This window comes from Rhizobium sp. P44RR-XXIV (assembly GCF_001999485.2).
Classification (GTDB): Bacteria; Pseudomonadota; Alphaproteobacteria; order Rhizobiales; family Rhizobiaceae; genus Rhizobium.
The window spans coordinates 1,305,472-1,321,886 of record NZ_MPVZ02000029.1; the positions used below are offsets into that span (position 1 = coordinate 1,305,472).

The window sequence follows — 16,415 nt, forward strand, 5'->3', positions numbered from 1 at the left end:
GGCTTCCGTCATCGCATGGCCTCCAAAATAGAACGTCCCGCAGGAAGCCGGGGCGCGAACGCCCCAGCCTCCCACGGGAGGTAGCCTCAAGACCTGGGTGCGGTCTTTCCGTGCAGCGGCTCCTTGCGGTGCCAGTTCTCAAGGATCCTGCCGTCGGTGTGTTTCTGCTGTGCCCAGCGGATACCGTTGGAGATCACCTTCAGGACGTGCTGGTTGTGGTACACCGGATAGCTCTCGTGCCCGGGGCTAAAGAAAAAGATCCGACCACGGCCGCGCTGGAAGGTGCAGCCGCTGCGGAACACTTCGCCGCCGGAATACCAGGAGATGAAGACCAGCTCGTCAGGCTGCGGAATATCGAAGGGCTCGCCATACATTTCCGAAGCCTCGACCTCGAAATAGGGCGGCAGCCCCTCTGCGATCGGGTGGGAAGGATTGATCACCCACACACGCTCGAGATCGCCTTCGGGCAGTTCGCGCCAGGAGAGGTTCGCATTCGTTCCCATCAGGCGCCGGAAGAGCTTCGAATGATGGCCGGAGTGCAGAATCAGCAGACCCATACCCTTCAGCACCCGCTGCTGGATCCGGTCGATCAGCCCATCGCTGACCTCTTCATGTGCCACATGACCCCACCAGAGCAGAACGTCGGTATCTTCAAGCAGCGAATCCGGCAGACCTTCTTCCGGGTCATCCATGGTTGTGCGGCGGATCTCGAAGTCAGGCCTTTCGATCCCCTTGGCGATCGCACCATCCATCCGGTCGGGGTAAAGCTTCTGCACGATCTCATCGGTCTTCTCGTGCCGGCCTTCGTTCCAAATGGTCACTTTGATTGTCATTTCACTTTCCTCAGGTGGTTTTAAGAGATTGCTGCCGGACGAACGAGGCGGCCGGCCGTATCGAAGACGTGACAGCTATCGGGATCGACTCGCAGAGAGACGCGATCGCCGGGGCGCAGGACCATGTCGCCCTCGGTTCGAACGATCAGAGGGTCGTCGCGGCGACCGACCGTGAGATAGGTTTCCACGCCGAGCCGCTCGACAAGCTGGACCTCCGTCTCGAACGTCCCCTGCCCATCCGCCGCAAGCTTCAAATGCTCCGGGCGAACGCCGAGCCGCACCTCGCCCTGCGGTATCCGGCCATCCGCATCCGCAAGGCCGAGTTCGAGCCCGATACCGCTCTTAAGCGCCGCCCCGGGGCCATTGCGGCTGGCCGTCATCGGGATGACGTTCATCTTCGGTGAGCCGATGAATGTGGCGACGAACTCGTTTTGAGGGCGGTGATAGAGCTCCATGGGTGCGCCCTGCTGCGCAACCGTGCCCTTGTTCAGCACAACGATCCGGTCGGCCATCGTCATCGCCTCGACCTGGTCGTGGGTGACATAGACAACGGTCGCCTTCAATTCGCGGTGGAGGCTCTGCAGCTCGGCGCGCATCTGCACTCTGAGGGCAGAATCCAGGTTCGAAAGCGGTTCGTCGAACAAGATGAGCGACGGCTTTTTGATGATCGCCCGGCCGATCGCCACCCGCTGCCGCTGACCACCGGAAAGGGCGGCCGGACGGCGATTAAGGTAGTCCGTCAGCTGCAGGATCTCGGCGACACCTTCCACCTGCTTGCGGATTTCGGCCTCCGGAACCTTCTTGAGGCTGAGCGAAAAACCGATGTTCTCCGCGACGGTCATATGCGGATAGAGCGCGTAGGACTGGAACACCATGGCGATGCCGCGCTTGTCGGGCGGCACATCGTTGATGCGCTGGCCGTTGAGGATGAGGTCACCGTCGTCGATCCCCTCAAGCCCGGCGATCATGCGCAGCAGTGTCGACTTTCCGCAGCCGGACGGGCCGACGAAAACGGCAAACTCTCCATCCTCGACGGTGATATCCACGCCCTTGATGACTTCGAGAGCGCCATAGAATTTGCGGACATTATTCAAAGTAATCATTGTTGTTGCTCTTTCTTCATCGGCTAACCCTTCACGCCACCGGCAAAGGTCTGCACCAGGAAACGGCGGGCAAAGCCGAAGGCGACGACAGCGGGAAGCAGGTAGATGAACGCCAGGGCGGCAAGAAAACCGTAGTCAACGGTATTCACGCGCAGATAGGCCCGGAACAGGCCAAGCGGCAGCGGCTGCAGCTCCGGCGAGGAGAGGAAAGTCAGGGGCAGCAGGAAATCACCCCAGGCGGAAATGAAGGCAAACAAGCCGGCCGCGGCGAGGCCCGGCAGCGCCAGGGGCACAAGCACGCGGCGGATGCGCTGCACCATCGTCGCGCCGTCCATCAAAGCCGCTTCTTCATAGTCCCTCGGAAGGCCGTCGAAGAAGGTCTTCATGATCCACAGCGCCAGCGGGAGCTGCATTGTTGCGAGGACGAGAATAATGCCGAGATATCCGTCGATGAACCCAGTCCAGCGCATGATGGCTCGCGTGGAACTGCCGAAGATCGGCCGCAGCATCGCCGCCTCGGCAAGATTGAGCGTGAGCAGGATCTTGTAGAGCGGGACGACGAGCGCGGTCGGCGGCAGGACCCTGATCAACAGGATCCCATAGAGAAACGGCAGCTTCCACCAGGCCGTCGTGCGGGAAAGCGCGTAGCCGCCAAGCCCGGCGAGCACGATGACGACAGCCGTCGAACTGCCGACGATGAACAGCGAATTGAACAGCCAGCGACCGCCGTCTTCCTGGACGAAGATCCTGGCATAATTGCCGAGTGTCCATTGCTCGGGCCAGCGGAGGAAGAGCTGCGCATTGCCGTCAAGGGAAGCGAGGAACACCCAAAGAAACGGGATGGCGCAAAAGATCGAGATGAGCGAAAGCGTCGCATAGGCCAGAAGGTCGCCCTTCACCTTGTTTGCGCTTTCCGCTGGAGAGATTGCAGCCATCCTAGACCTCCACCTTCATGGCCTTGACGTAGCCGACGCCGATGACGACGGAGATCAGCAGAACCACGACAGCGACGGCCGCGCCGTAGCCAAGCTGGTATGCCGTGAAGGACTGATTGTAGATGTAGATGCTGATGAGCTCGGTCGCGCCGCCCGGGCCGCCGCGCGTGAGCGCATAGACAAGGCCGAACACGGCAATCGTCGAGACGGCGGAGATGAGCATATAGAGCAGGATGGTCGGCATCATCAGCGGCAGCGTGATGCGTCGGAATGTCTGCATCGGAGTTGCGCCATCCATCCGCGCCGCCTCGTAGATTTCGCCGGGAACGGTGCTGAGGCCGGCGGTCAGAAGGATCATCGCGGTGGCGATACCGCGCCAGGTATTGACGACGATGATCATTGCGAGCGGAAAAGTGTTCAGCCAATCGGAGGGTTCGACGCCAAAGAACGCAACGATGCGGCTGAGCGTCGCCTGTTCGCCGCCCGCCAGCATCGAGATCCACATGAAACCGGCCACGACCTCAGGCGCCGCATTGGGCAGAAGGATGATCGAGGCGAAGACCTTCCGGAAGCGGATCGACCGGCCAAGCGCCATCGCCGAGACGAGCCCGAGGACGAATTGCCCTATGATCGCCGAGCCAAGCACGAAAAGGAAGGTAACGAGAAGCGAGTTCCAGAACTTGGTGTCGTTGAGGAGACGAGCATAGTTGCGAATCCCGACGAAACGCGGCGTCAGAGCGCCAGCACCGGTCAACGCCTCATTGGTGAAGCTCAGATAGACGGAATAGACTGCTGGATAGATCACGAAGGCGAGCAGCAGCAGCATCGAGGGCAGCAGGATCAGAAATAGCTGCCGCCTGATCCGGGCTTCGTGGAAATTCTTTGCGGGCATTCAGCAACTGTCCCTATTCGGCGGGAAGAGCGAGCGCTGTCGCCTCTTCCCGCTAGTTCCAAGATCGAACGGATAGGTTATTTCACCATGTCTTCGCCGAGCGTCTCGCTGACATAATCGACAAGGATCTTCTGTGCGCCGGCGGCATCCGTCTCCTTGCGCAGCAGTGCCTCGGTGGCACGCGCGACGCCCTCGGAGACGGCGGAAAAGCCGGGGGCGGAATTCAGAAACACGCCTTTCTCGACGGCTGCCAGAACAGGCACGAGCGCGGTGAGCTTCTGAAATTCGGGATCGCTTGTGGCATCCTTGCGTCCGGGTATGTTGCCGAGGCGTTCCGAGTAGGCGACATCGGCCTTGACCGAGCCGAGTTCGAGCAGAACCTTCTTGGCAAGATCGGGATCGGAGCCCTGTGCGTTCACGCCCCATGCACTGTCGATATCGACCATGACATGCTCGCCGCCGTCTTTTCCGGGCATGGTCCATGTGCCGACGGCCTGCGTGACGTTTGGAATCGGATTCTTGCTCTCCGGACCCCAGTCATAGATGTAGCACCAGGAACCGCAGGTCGTGGCGACCAGCTTGCCCTCTGGGAACATCTGGTATTTTGGCGTCACCCATGGTTCGGGACCAAGCAGGGGCTGGACGGGCATCAAATCGCTGTCGATGAGGTCCTTGTAGAAGCCGAGCGCATCCCTGATGCCGTCACCCTTCAGGTTGAGGGTGCCATCGTCATTGGCGATCTGTGGCGTTGAGCTTCCGACGACGAGATATCTGAACCCTTCGGCAAAGGCGCCGCCGCCCCAGGTGACGCCAGCCGGAAACAGCAGCCCGTAGGCACCGGTCTTTGCCTTGATCTCCTTGGCGCGATCTAGAAGGTCCTTCCAGGTCTTCGGCTGCTCCGTGGAGATGCCGGCCTTCTCCAGAATGTCGCGACGATAATAAAGCTGCTGCACGCCCAGCATGGCAGGCAGGACATAGACGTCGCCATCTGGCCGCGTCACGAGCTTCTTCGAGACGTCGAACAGCTGGCCATAGCCATCCCAGGCCCTGAACTCGGTCGTGATCGGCGCGAGATAGCCTGCGGCCACCATATCCGCGACATCCTGCCCGGCGGGGGCTGTGAACAGATCGGGGGCATTGCCGGCCCGAAGCTCGGTCAGCAGCTTCGACAGATAGTCTTTCTCCGGCGCCGGATATTCGATGACCTCGATCGTGACGCCGAGCTTCTTTTCGATGTCCGGAACGACGACCTTCAGCGCATCGATGCGCGCCTGACGATGTTCGGCAATTCGGATGGTCTCCGCGTTGGCGGCGTTCATGAAAACTGACAGGCCGGCGACGCATATGCCGGCCATGAGAAAGCTCTTCAGCATCCACCCCTCCCATGGGTTCTTCTTGCGATCCTCCATCGCCAGGGAAATGTACACACGTATGGCATTGCTTTTCAATAGCGAGATTGAGCTATCGCCAAACTCTCAATTATCAGGCTGTTTTATATTGAAAATTTTTCCGTATCCGATTACATCGTTTTGCGCATACGTGTGCACAAATGGAGGAAACTATGTCAAATCCTGTTCGCCTGGCCGTGATCGGAGCCGGGCTGAAAGCCGCCGAATACGCCCGGAGCTGGGTTCGGATGCCTGAGATCGAATTTGCAGCGGCAGCGGATGTCAGCGTCGCATCGCGCCAGCGGTTGGCGGACATCTGCACGAGCGCAGGGCGCAAGGCCCCGCTGGAGTTCGATGATTTCCGGGTCATGCTTGCGCAATGCAAGAACGGGCTGGATGCCGTTTACGTATCGACGCCGCATGCTTTCCATGCCGAGCAGGCACTCGCCGTGATCGAGGCCGGCCTCGACCTCTTCCTGGAAAAACCGATGGTCACCACCGTGGCGGAGGCCAAGGCGCTCATCGAAGCCCGGGCCAGAAACAACAATGTCGTCGTCATCGCCTTCAACGGTGCGCTGTCGCCGCTGGTGCGCGACACCCACAGGCGGGCAGCCGCAGGTGAATTCGGCGATCTGGTCAGCGTCTCGGCAACCATCTGGGAGGGCTGGTCTTCGAAATATGACGGCCAGTGGAAGCAGAAACCTGAACTATCCGGCGGCGGCTTCATGTTCGATACCGGCGCACACATGATGAACACGGTATGCCTTCTCGTTCGCTCCGAATTCGAGCGTGTCTCGGCCTATATGAACAACTACGGCAAGCCCATCGACATCACCTGCGCGGTCGCGGCACGACTTGAGAACGGCGCATTGGTCACGTTCAACGCCGCTGGCGAAGGCCCTCCCGGCTGCGCCTCGCACATGACGCTATTCTATTCCAAGGCCATCGTTCGGATAGACGCATGGGGCGCCTGGCGCGAAATCGAGTTGGACGGAAGGCCCGGCACGCGTGAGATTGCCGAGGCCACTCATCAGGAGAGCCCGCTGAAATCCTTCCTTGCCGTCCGCCGTGGCGAAGAGGAAAATCCCTCGACCGTCGAGAATGGGCTTCGCTTTGCCCGCCTCTGGGATGCTATCAAGGCCTCTGCAGCACGCGACGGAGAATCGGTCAGGATTTCCGACATCGGCTAATCTTTAGGAAGCGGGAATGAACAAGCGCATCACCTCGAAGGAAATCGCAAAGCTCGCCGGCGTTTCTTCGTCGACGATCTCCAGGGCTTTCTCGGGCGATGCGCGGATCAGCGACCGGACAAGAAAGCGGATCATGTCCATCGCCGACGAGCATGATTACCGCCCGAACGCGATCGCCCGCTCGTTGAACAGCCAAAGATCGCAGCTTGTCGCTCTCGTTGTGAACTCGATCGAGAACCCGTGCGAAGGGCAGCAGCTGCAATATCTGGTCCAGCGGCTGCAGGAGCGGGAATTGCTGCCGATCCTCCTCTGCTGCGCCGGCTATGATGACCGGGCGCATCTGATGCGGATGGCGTCGGCCTATCAGGTGGATCACGCCGTTATCTTCTCCGACATGGTGTCCATGGCCGATGCGGTTCAGATCTTCCGGACCGCCCGGCCGATCATGGTGTCGTTTGAGCCCATTTCCGATCCCAACATATCGCAGCTCATCGTCGACGGATCGAAGGCGGCGGCCGAAGTGGTCGCCAAGGCGGTATCTTCCGGGCGAAGCCGTTTTGCCTATCTCACCGGCCGCAATTCCAGCTGGATCGACAAGCAGCGCAAGAGCTGGTTTGCCGATGCGCTCGCCCAGCATGGCCTCAGCTTCGTCGCGGAAAGCCATGGCGACTATTCCTACGAGTCAGGCTTCAAGGAGGCCGTCGTGCTGCTTCGCCGATCGTCGATCGATGCGGTCGTCTGCGGAAACGACGTGATGGCGATTGGCGTTCGAGATGCGGCGACACGCGTGCTCGGCAGGAAGGTGCCGGAAGATCTCGCGATCATCGGGCAGGATGGCGTCAACCTGGCCATGTGGGAGTGCAATGATCTGACCACGCTTGCGCTCGATATCAACGCCTATATGGATACGATCGTCGGCTTCATCGAAGATCAGGTCCTCGGCAAGGATGGCACTGCAACCGTAACCCACGAATACACGGTTCGCTGGGGCTCGACTTGCTGAAATCCCTGAATGCCCGCTTCGCCAGCGAGATTGCCAATGCCTGGCACATCATGACGCAAGGCTTGTCGTCGCCATGGCGAGCGCGACGTAGCGGCCGATCTTGGCGATAGCGACCAGCAGAAGAAACGTTGGCAACGGCTCGCGCAAGGCGCCAGCAACCACTGTGATCGGATCGCCGACGATGGGAAGCCAGCTTGCCAGCAGCGACCAACGCCCGTAGCGGCGATACCATCCCTGCGCCCGTTCCATGGCGCGATCGCCGACCGGAAACCACGATTGATGGCGAAAGCGCTCGATCCATCGCCCCAGCCCCCAGTTCGCCAGCGAACCGAGCACATTGCCGAGGCTTGCGACGGTGACAAGCGCGACGGCCGGATAGCTCTCCGTCAGCAGCATGCCGACAAGAACGGCTTCGGATTGCATGGGCAGGATCGTCGCAGCAGCAAGCGCCGCCAGGAATAGGCCGAGGTAAGCTGCAAGATCGATCAAGGCTATGGGATTACTCGTTGGTTCAGTTGTGGCTGAAAAGCCCGCACAATAGGCACGGGTTCCTCAGGATCAACGAGCCTAGCGGCGCGAACCGAAGGGACGAAGCGTCATGTGGCGGTTGACGTCCTTATAGAGCAGGTAGCGGAACGGTTCCGGGCCGCCAGCATAGCAGGCCTGCGGGCAGAAGGCGCGCAGCCACATGAAGTCACCGGCCTCCACCTCGACCCAATCCTGGTTCAGGCGATAGACGGCCTTGCCTTGCAGCACATAGAGACCGTGTTCCATGACATGGGTTTCAGCGAAGGGAATGACGGCGCCAGGCTGGAGGGTGACGATCGTCACATGCATGTCGTGGCGCAGATCGGACGGATCGACGAAACGGGTCGTCGCCCAACGCCCTTCCGTGCCGGGCATGACGGAGGGCGCTATATCCTTCTCGTTGAGGATCAGCGGCTCCGGATGATTGAGCCCCTCGACGGCCTCGTAGGCCTTGCGGACCCAATGGAAGCGCGCATGAGCGCCGGAGCGATTGTGGAGCGACCACTTCAGGCCTGGCGGCAGGAAGGCATAGCCGCCCGGCTGGATAATGTGCTTGCCCGTCGGCAGCGTCAATTCGATCTCGCCATCGACGACGAAGAGCACACCTTCGGCCTCAGGATCGAGCTCGGGTCGGTCGCTGCCGCCGCCCGGCGCGACTTCCATGACATATTGCGAAAAGGTCTCGGCAAAACCGGAGAGCGGGCGAGCAATCACCCAGCAGCGCGTCTCGTTCCAGAAGGGCAGAAAGCTGGTGACGATATCCTGCATGACGCCTTTCGGAATAACCGCATAGGCCTCGGTGAAGACGGCTCGTCCCGTCAGCAGATCGCTTTGCGGCGGATGGCCGCCGAGAGAGGAATAATAGATTCTTTGCATCGTCTCGCCCTTCGTTCTCAGAATTTCCCGGGAGGCTCGGCGGCCGCCTTCATCTCGTCAATGGATGGCGGCAAAGCCTTAACACCGCGTCACTTCGCTCCCGCTTTTTCCAACAATGCCGCAATCTTGTCGTAATCGCGGCCACGAGCATGCTGGAGCGGTGTCACACCTTCACGATCAGCGATATTGACATTTGCTCCGGCGGCTACAAGCAACTCGACGATTCGCTGATGACGAGGACCACCGTCACTCAAGATAATCGCCTCCAAAAGCGCGGTCCAGCCGAGCCGGTTGACGTGGTCGACATCGACCCCGGCCCTGATCAGCGTATCGACGGTCTCGACATGGCCCCGCTCGGACGCCGGAATGAGCGCCGTGCCGCCGTAGCGATTGACGCTCTTCAAATCGGCGCCATGCGCAAGTGTAAGCTTGAGGATTTCGAGATGGCCGCGCGCGCCGGCATAGAGATAGGGACTGTCTTGAATATCGTCCTTGGCATTGACGTCGGCGCCGGCCTCGATCAATGCGCGTGCGGCTTCAATCTTGTTGCCGTGCGTTGCGACAAGCAAAGCGCTCGCGCCGCTACTGTCCCGCGCATCGATATTGGCCCCGCTGGCGAGAAGCTGCCGGATGGCCGCGACGTCTTCTGCCGCAGCCGCTTTGTGCAATCGAAGATCCATGGAGTTACCGTTAGCAAGAACAGGAAGGCAGAGGGCCGTCAGGAAGACCCAGACAGACAGAGAAGCGAGCTTCAGCAAGCGCCGCCGCTTTGTTATGTCGGGAACAAGGTCACCATGGGAAGGCTTCATCATCGGCTAGGCGCAGTTCAGGCGCGGCATTTCCTTGACGCGAGGATAGTCATAGGCATTGACCTTCGAGGTCGTATAGCCCGCACCCACAAGCGCTTCCGCAAGCTTGATGGCAGCGGTGACGCCATCGATGACCGGAATGCCGGTTGCCACCTGCAATCGATCGCAAAGCGAGGACATGCCGGCGCAGCCGAGAATGATGGCTTCGGCGCGATCTTCACGCTTGGCGCGTTCGATTTCCGCAATCAGCAGCCGCTCCGCCTCGGCGGGATCTTCCTCCAGCCCAAGAACCGGCAGATCAATGGCCCGAACATTGCGGCAATGGCGTTCGGCGCCATAGTCGCTCACCAAGTCCTCGATGATGGGAATGGAGCGCGGCAGCGTCGTGATGATCGAAAACCGGCGGCTGATGGTCATGGCCACCTGTACGGCGGCCTGGCAGATGCCGATGACTGGCCCGCGGGCGACTTCTCGCGCCGCGTGCAGGCCGGGATCGTCGAAGCAGGCAACGACATAGGCATCGACCCCGAGCGTCTCGCCCTTGCGGATCTCGGCTAGCATTCCCGGCACCGCGGCAGCCTCGTCGGCGCCACCTTCGATGCTGACCGGAGTATCGGTCGGATTAACGGCCGAGACTTGCGTCCCGAGCTGCTTGACGCGCAGGGCACTGTCCAGCGCCTGCGCAGTCATAGATGCCGTCGAGTTCGGATTGATGAGGCGAATATGCATGGTGTGGGACCTTTCATCCATCCTTAGTCGCGCTGCGGCTTGACGAAATCGGTAATTGGCGGCGCCTTGAGGACGAACTGGCGGTCGGAGACGATGTAATTGTCGGCATGTAGGCGAGCAATCGGCTGATACTGCTCCGGATCGACGTAATGGCCTTCGGCGTCGAGGCAGTTGCGCCGCACATGCATATGGACCACCTCGCCCAAAACCAGCGTGCGGCGCGGGTAATCGATCAGCCGCTCGACCCTGCATTCAAACACACAAGGGGATTCCTCGGCATAGGCTGCATCGATCTTGCGGCAGGGGGTCGCCGTCAGGCCCGCCATATCGAGCTCATCGACCTCATTATCAAAGCCCAGGCCGCAAACGAGCATCTGCTGTGCGATCGCCATGTCCACCATGTTGATCGAGAACTCCTGGGTCCGCCTGATATTGGCGACCGTATCCTTTTCCTCGCCATTCAGGCGCGGCTGTATGCCCAGAACCACGATCGGAGGGTCGTGCGAGAAGACGTTGAAGAAGCTCATCGGCGCCGCATTGTTGTGCCCGGCGGAAGAGCGCGTCGTCACCAGCGCGATCGGGCGCGGCCCGACGAAGTTTGTCAGAAGCCGGTATCGGCTTTGAGGCTCAAGCTCGGCAAAGTCGAATTCCATCGCGCCATCCTGCATCTCGATTATGATCTACAATATAATTATATATTGTAGACAATTTTGCAATCGAAAACCGATTGTAGTGATTGACTTTTCCCCGCGCATCACGCTTCTCTAGCCATAACGAGGAGTGAGATTCATGGCCGACCAAAACGGGGTCTCTGTTCAGCAGATTGTCGAGAAAGTTTGGCTGTCCATCGCTGAGCGACGGCTCAGACCCGGCGTCCAGCTCAAGGAAGAGCAGCTCGCAACCATCTTCAACGTCAGCCGCGCCCGCATCCGGCAGGCTCTGGCCGTGCTGCAGCGTGATGGCCTCGTCAGCATCATTCCCAACCGCGGTGCCTTCGTCTCCAAACCTTCCGTAGATGAGGCCCGCGATGTCTTCTTCGTGCGACGCACCGTCGAGCGTTGCGTGGTGGAGCGGCTTTGCAAGGGAATCTCCAAGGCCGACATCAAGCGCCTGCGCGACCATGTCGCCAAGGAGCGGATCGCCAATACGCAGGACATCACCACCGACATCATCAAGCTTTCCGGCGGCTTCCATCTGCTCCTGGCGGAGACCGCCGGCTCGGATTTCCTGTTCGCCACCATGCGCGACCTGATCGCCCGTTCCTCGCTGATCACGGCCATCTACCGCAACACCAACCGCTTCAATTGCGGGCCTGACGAGCATGCCGAAATCGTCGAAGCAATTGTCGGCAACAATGCCGACAAGGCGACACATCTGATGGCTCACCACCTCGAACATGTCGAATCCGAACTCGACCTCACCGAGATCCGCGACCTCTCCCACGACCTGCGCGCCGCGCTGGCCTGAACCGGTCGAAGCGCCTGCATCCGTCACGCGTCGGCCACGAGATGGCAAGCAACTCGTGTTCCGTTCGATAGCTCGCGGACAGCAGGCACCTCTGCGGAACACCTGACCGTGGCGAGCGGGCATCGCGGATGGAAGGTGCAGCCCGACGGCGGCTTCAGCGGGCTCGGAACCTCGCCGCTTGCCAGCTCCTGATCGCGCTTTGGCGCGGCGATGCTCGGAATGGTCTGCAGCAGAAGCTGGGTATAGGGGTGGCGCGGATGAGCGAAGAGTTCTTCCGTATCCCCCTCCTCAACGATCCGCCCCAGATACATCACCGCGATGCGGTCCGACATGTGGCGCACCACGCTCATGTCGTGGCTGATGAAGAGATAGGTCAGCCCCAGCTCGTCCTGCAGACGGCGCATGAGGTTTAAGACCTGCGCCTGCACGGAAACATCGAGCGCGGATGTCGGTTCGTCGCAGACGAGGAATTCCGGTTCGCTCGCAAGCGCGCGGGCGATCGAAATGCGCTGGCGCTGTCCGCCGGAAAACTCATGCGGGAATTTCTCGCCGTCGGAGACGGAGAGGCCGACGGTCAGCAGCAATCCCTCGACGCGCTCGGTCACCTCGGCTGAGGTCTTGCGCAGCTTCAGCTCGCGCAATGGCTCGGCGATGATGTTCTTCACCCGCCAGCGCGGATTAAGGGAGGCGTAGGGGTCCTGAAAGATCATCTGGGCAGATAGCGGCGCGCCGCTGCGCCCCGGCGCGAAACGGATTTCGCCGCCCGTTGGCGCGTAGAGCCCAGTCACCAACCGCGCCACCGTGGATTTGCCGCAACCGCTTTCGCCGACAATGCTGAGACAGCCGCCGGCAGGCACGGTGAAGCTGATATCATTGACCGCCTGAAGAAACTGGCGCGGCTTGCGCTCCACCACACGGTTGAGCCATGGAACGGAAACATCGAACGTCTTGACGAGACTGTCGACGGTCAAAGCTGCGACGGTGCCAGAGGATGTCGTCATGCGGTGCCTCCCGCGTTGAGCCAGCAGGCGCTCGCGCCATCACCGGCCGGGATCAATTCTGGCCGCTCGCTTACGCAGCGCGAGCCGGTGGATTTGCAGCGCGGATTGAAGGCGCAGCCTTGCGGAAGAGCGTCGAGCCGGGGCATCGAGCCGTCGATCTGGTTCAGCTTCTTTACCCGCGCACCAAGCGAAGGAATGGATGCCATCAGCCCCTGCGTATAGGGATGGCGCGGCGCATGCAGCACCTGCTCCACCGGACCGATCTCAATCAGCCGGCCCGCATATAAGACGGCGACGCGGTCCGCCGCCTCGGCGATCACGCCCATATCGTGCGTCACCAGCATGACAGCCGCCTGCTTCTCCTTGCACAGCCGGCGAAGCAGCGAAATGATCTGCGCCTGGATCGAAACGTCGAGCGCCGTGGTCGGCTCGTCGGCGATGATCAGCTTCGGCGAGGCCGCCAGCGCCAGTGCGATCACTACCCGCTGACGCATGCCGCCGGAAAACTGGTGGGGATAATGATTGACCCGCTCCTCCGGCGAGGGAATGCCCACATCACGCAGCAGCTGCACGGCTCGCGCCCGCGCCTCCGCCCGGCCGAGCGACAGATGCTGCCGGATCGTTTCGATCAGCTGTGCACCGACGGTAAAGAGCGGGTTCAGCGAGGTCAACGGGTCCTGGAAGATCGCACCGATCTCGCGGCCACGAATGCGCTCCATCGCCCGGTCGTCGAGCGTGTCGATCCTCTGATTGCCGAGCCAGATTTCACCGCCGGCGATGCGGCCAGGACGCTCAAGCAGCCCCTGAATGGCAAGTCCGGTCATGGATTTGCCCGCGCCCGACTCTCCGACGACGCCAAGAACTTCGCCCGCACGGATGGACAGGCTGATATCCGAGAGCGCCGTGACCGTGCCACGGCGGTTCGGAAATTCCACTTTCAGGTTTCGGACGTCGATAACCGGCTGTTGTGCCTCAAGCATGGCTCTCCACCTCGATCGGATAGCTGGGCGGGAAGATCTCCGAAACCGTTGGATGATTCCAGCTGCGCTCGGGATATCTAGCGATCAGCCCATCATACTGCGCCTGCGCCGGCACGCGTGCCTTTTCCATGTCAAACCCGGCCAATTGCCGATCCAACATCGAGACACGGCCGTCGACGAAGACAGCGCGCGTCACCTTGCCGGAACCGCCGGTGACGATGGTCGTGATCGGATCGACGGATGGTGCCATGATAGCGTCATCCAGGCTGAAAACAGCGATATCGGCGCGTGCTCCCGGTGACAGATGGCCGAGATCGGAACGCCCGAGCGCCCGAGCGCCGTCCAGCGTCGCGGCATCGAACAGGTCGGCGGACCGCACCCGATCCGGCGCGTGATCGCTGATACGGCAGGTAATGAGCCCGACCAGCAGGTTCATCAGCATGTCGGGCGGCGTCGTATCGGTGCCCATGGCGATATTGATGCCGCGCTTGCGACAGCTGGAAAAGGAATTGAGTATCGAGCCGCTGCGGGCCGAGACCAGCGGGCAATGCACGATGGAAACACCATTTTCCGCATAGAGCCCGAGGTCTTCTTCCGTCGCGTTCGTGGCATGAGGCGCAATCATCCGGTCGCTCAACAGATCATGCTTGGCAAGCCAGACAGGTGCCGTCGAGCCATGCAGCGCCCGCACTGTCTCGACCTCCATCGCGCCCTGCGCCATGTGCAGGCGGAACTTGCAGCCGAGATCACGCGCGGCGGCATCGGTGCGCTGCAGAAGCGCAAGCGTCGATGTCTCGACCCGGTCCGGCGCCAGCATGCCACGCACGAGATCGCCATGCCGGCCATTCTGCCGCTCGATATAGGCGATGGCGTCGCTTAGGCCTTGGAACCCACGTTCTTCATCGAAAACAGGCACCATCTTGCCCGGCGCCTCCAGCACCATGCCGCCCGAACGATAGGCGGGGCTGAGATAGACGCGCAGGCCGAGATCGCCGGCAGCATCGGCGGCGGCATCGAATTCGGAGACGGTCTCGCCCCATTCACGATAGAACAGCGATGCGATGGGAGCGGCTGTCGTAATGCCATTCAGCAGGAGCTGACCGAAGGCAAAGCGCTTCTGGAAAGCAAGCTCTTCCTGAGAATACATCTCGTAAGGACCGGCTTCCACATAGCTGCGAGGCCAGACCCGCCCCTTGGCCCAGCCGGGATGGCTGTCGATGCCGAGGATGGTCGTATCGAGATCCGACAGGGCGTCGAGATCGATCAACCCGGGGCTGATCAGTGCATTGCCGAAATCGATGCGACGCGCGACGTCGCCGGGGAAATTGTGGCCGACGAAGAGAATGGCGCCATTTTCGAACACGACCTGGCCGTTGCGGAGCAGCCGGTGGCCACCGTCCCTGTGGCCGACCACCCAGCTTGCGGTGATCAGCGTGCGCCCTTTCGGCCGGCGACCGAGCGGAAGATTATCCGTTTCCTGCACCATCAGGGCATCTCCACCACGGCTTGGCCCTGGCGTGCCGTCACGCGGCCACCCTTGACGACAAGCGGGCGTGGCGCGATGTCGACGACGGCGTGGGCGAGCGTTTCGCCGGCCAACAGGGTGAAATCGGCGTCACAACCGACCTTCAGGCCATAGTTCTCGATGCGCATGACATCGGCGCCGCCCTGCGACACGATATGCAGCACATGTTCCAGATCGCGGTCCGAGCGCAGCCCGTTCTTCATGCCGATCACCTGCGCGCGATCGAGCATATCCGGGTGGCCCCATGGCCCCCAGGTATCACGGATGCCGTCACAGCCGCCGCCGACACGCACGCCCGCTTCCTTGAGGCGCATGATGGATGGCACGGCTGCCGAAGGTGCGCCGGTCGTGAGGATTGCCACATCGAGCTTGGCGATCTCGTCAATCAGTTTCCCGACACGCAGATAATCGTTCATGCCGAGCGCGAAAGCGTGGCTGATCGCCACCTTGCCCTGCATGCCGTTGGCCCGGATGCGCTCGAACATCAGCTCCATGGTGAAGGCACCGAGCTCGCCGGCCTCGTGCAGATGAATGTCGATCGGAACGCCGTGCTTGGTGGCAAGGGCGAAGAGGATATCGAGCTGGCCCTTCGGATCGCGATCGATGCCGCAAGGGTCGATGCCGCCGAGCACCTCGCAGCCCTGGCGCAGCGCTTCGTCGAGCAGTTCCACCGTGCCCGGCATGACCATCACGCCGGACTGCGGGAAAGCGACGATCTCGATATCGATGATGCCCTTGAGCTTCTCACGGGTTTCCCACACGCCCTCGACCAGACGCAAACCATGGGTCGGATCGATATCGACATGGCTGCGGATATGCGTGCCGCCATGTGCCGCCAGACCGATGGCGTGGCGCATGGACTGGCGATGCGGATCGATGCCGATCTCCAGACGATGCTCGCGCTCGAAATCGATGCGTTCGCGCAGGATCGCGGCGCGGTTGTTGACATGCCACGGCATGCCCCAGGTGGTCTTGTCGAGATGGGTGTGAGCGTCGATCAAACCGGGTGCGGCGATTGCGTTGCCGCCATCCTCGACCGGCATGCCCGGCTCGGCTTCAAACTTTCCAAAGCCTGCAATCTTTCCGTCGCGGATCAGGATGTCGCAGGTTTCGCCGGCCATGGGCCTGACATTGCGGAGCAGAAGATTGGTCATGA

17 protein-coding genes are annotated in these 16,415 nt (G+C 61.3%); 3 read left to right on the forward strand and 14 right to left on the reverse strand.

Annotation, left to right across the window (positions count from 1 at the left end):
* Window positions 1-86: 86 nt before the first annotated feature.
* From BSK43_RS32020 to BSK43_RS32040, 5 genes are all read right to left on the reverse strand, one after another.
* Entirely contained in the window at window positions 87-833 is a 747-nt protein-coding gene (locus tag BSK43_RS32020) for a ThuA domain-containing protein (protein WP_077467512.1), read from the reverse strand.
* Between the two features lie 20 nt (window positions 834-853).
* Window positions 854-1,936: an ABC transporter ATP-binding protein gene (locus BSK43_RS32025; protein ID WP_077467513.1), complete on the reverse strand. Its 1,083-nt coding sequence runs from the start codon at window positions 1,934-1,936 to the stop codon at window positions 854-856.
* Window positions 1,937-1,959: 23 nt separating this feature from the next.
* Window positions 1,960-2,871 (reverse strand): carbohydrate ABC transporter permease, encoded by a 912-nt coding sequence (locus BSK43_RS32030; protein WP_077467514.1) that lies wholly within the window; start codon window positions 2,869-2,871, stop codon window positions 1,960-1,962.
* A 1-nt stretch (window position 2,872) separates the two neighbouring features.
* Window positions 2,873-3,763 (reverse strand): sugar ABC transporter permease, encoded by an 891-nt coding sequence (locus tag BSK43_RS32035; protein ID WP_077467515.1) that lies wholly within the window; start codon window positions 3,761-3,763, stop codon window positions 2,873-2,875.
* A 77-nt stretch (window positions 3,764-3,840) separates the two neighbouring features.
* Window positions 3,841-5,118 carry an extracellular solute-binding protein gene (locus tag BSK43_RS32040; RefSeq protein WP_136687477.1) on the reverse strand — a complete coding sequence of 426 codons (1,278 nt, stop codon included), beginning with the start codon at window positions 5,116-5,118 and terminating at the stop codon, window positions 3,841-3,843.
* 206 nt (window positions 5,119-5,324) lie between these two features.
* Here BSK43_RS32040 and BSK43_RS32045 point away from each other — a divergent pair, with 206 nt between their 5' ends.
* Window positions 5,325-6,341 carry a Gfo/Idh/MocA family oxidoreductase gene (locus BSK43_RS32045; RefSeq protein WP_077467516.1) on the forward strand — a complete coding sequence of 339 codons (1,017 nt, stop codon included), beginning with the start codon at window positions 5,325-5,327 and terminating at the stop codon, window positions 6,339-6,341.
* A 16-nt stretch (window positions 6,342-6,357) separates the two neighbouring features.
* On the forward strand, window positions 6,358-7,344 hold the full coding sequence (locus BSK43_RS32050; protein ID WP_077467517.1) for a LacI family DNA-binding transcriptional regulator: 987 nt from the start codon (window positions 6,358-6,360) through the stop codon (window positions 7,342-7,344).
* A gap of 48 nt (window positions 7,345-7,392) precedes the next feature.
* Here BSK43_RS32050 and BSK43_RS32055 read toward each other — a convergent pair whose 3' ends face one another.
* The 5 genes from BSK43_RS32055 to BSK43_RS32075 all read right to left on the reverse strand — a co-directional run bounded on the left by BSK43_RS32055 (window position 7,393) and on the right by BSK43_RS32075 (window position 10,939).
* A complete protein-coding gene (locus BSK43_RS32055; protein WP_077467518.1) occupies window positions 7,393-7,833 on the reverse strand; it encodes a YqaA family protein in 441 nt (146 codons plus the stop codon).
* Window positions 7,834-7,911: 78 nt separating this feature from the next.
* A complete protein-coding gene (locus tag BSK43_RS32060) occupies window positions 7,912-8,748 on the reverse strand; it encodes a bifunctional allantoicase/(S)-ureidoglycine aminohydrolase (protein WP_077467519.1) in 837 nt (278 codons plus the stop codon).
* 89 nt (window positions 8,749-8,837) lie between these two features.
* On the reverse strand, window positions 8,838-9,428 hold the full coding sequence (locus BSK43_RS32065; protein WP_077467694.1) for an ankyrin repeat domain-containing protein: 591 nt from the start codon (window positions 9,426-9,428) through the stop codon (window positions 8,838-8,840).
* Window positions 9,429-9,563: 135 nt separating this feature from the next.
* A complete protein-coding gene (locus tag BSK43_RS32070) occupies window positions 9,564-10,286 on the reverse strand; it encodes an aspartate/glutamate racemase family protein (protein ID WP_077467520.1) in 723 nt (240 codons plus the stop codon).
* A gap of 23 nt (window positions 10,287-10,309) precedes the next feature.
* Window positions 10,310-10,939, reverse strand: coding sequence for a flavin reductase family protein (locus BSK43_RS32075; protein WP_077467521.1), 630 nt, complete (start codon window positions 10,937-10,939; stop codon window positions 10,310-10,312).
* A 136-nt stretch (window positions 10,940-11,075) separates the two neighbouring features.
* Between BSK43_RS32075 and BSK43_RS32080 the strand changes: the two genes are divergently transcribed.
* A complete protein-coding gene (locus BSK43_RS32080) occupies window positions 11,076-11,753 on the forward strand; it encodes a GntR family transcriptional regulator (RefSeq protein WP_068399118.1) in 678 nt (225 codons plus the stop codon).
* Window positions 11,754-11,776: 23 nt separating this feature from the next.
* Here BSK43_RS32080 and BSK43_RS32085 read toward each other — a convergent pair whose 3' ends face one another.
* Genes BSK43_RS32085 through BSK43_RS32100 form a run of 4 tightly spaced genes read right to left on the reverse strand, consistent with a single transcriptional unit; the run spans window position 11,777 to window position 16,413 of the window.
* Complete coding sequence (locus tag BSK43_RS32085) at window positions 11,777-12,754, reverse strand: oligopeptide/dipeptide ABC transporter ATP-binding protein (RefSeq protein ID WP_077467522.1); 978 nt, start codon at window positions 12,752-12,754, stop codon at window positions 11,777-11,779.
* On the reverse strand, window positions 12,751-13,734 hold the full coding sequence (locus BSK43_RS32090; RefSeq protein WP_077467523.1) for an ABC transporter ATP-binding protein: 984 nt from the start codon (window positions 13,732-13,734) through the stop codon (window positions 12,751-12,753). Before BSK43_RS32090 ends, BSK43_RS32085 begins: the two co-directional genes overlap by 4 nt.
* A complete protein-coding gene (locus BSK43_RS32095) occupies window positions 13,727-15,220 on the reverse strand; it encodes an amidohydrolase family protein (protein WP_077467524.1) in 1,494 nt (497 codons plus the stop codon). The genes BSK43_RS32090 and BSK43_RS32095 overlap by 8 nt, the downstream gene beginning before the upstream one ends.
* Window positions 15,220-16,413: an amidohydrolase family protein gene (locus BSK43_RS32100; protein ID WP_077467525.1), complete on the reverse strand. Its 1,194-nt coding sequence runs from the start codon at window positions 16,411-16,413 to the stop codon at window positions 15,220-15,222. Before BSK43_RS32100 ends, BSK43_RS32095 begins: the two co-directional genes overlap by 1 nt.
* Between the last annotated feature and the right edge of the window lie 2 nt (window positions 16,414-16,415).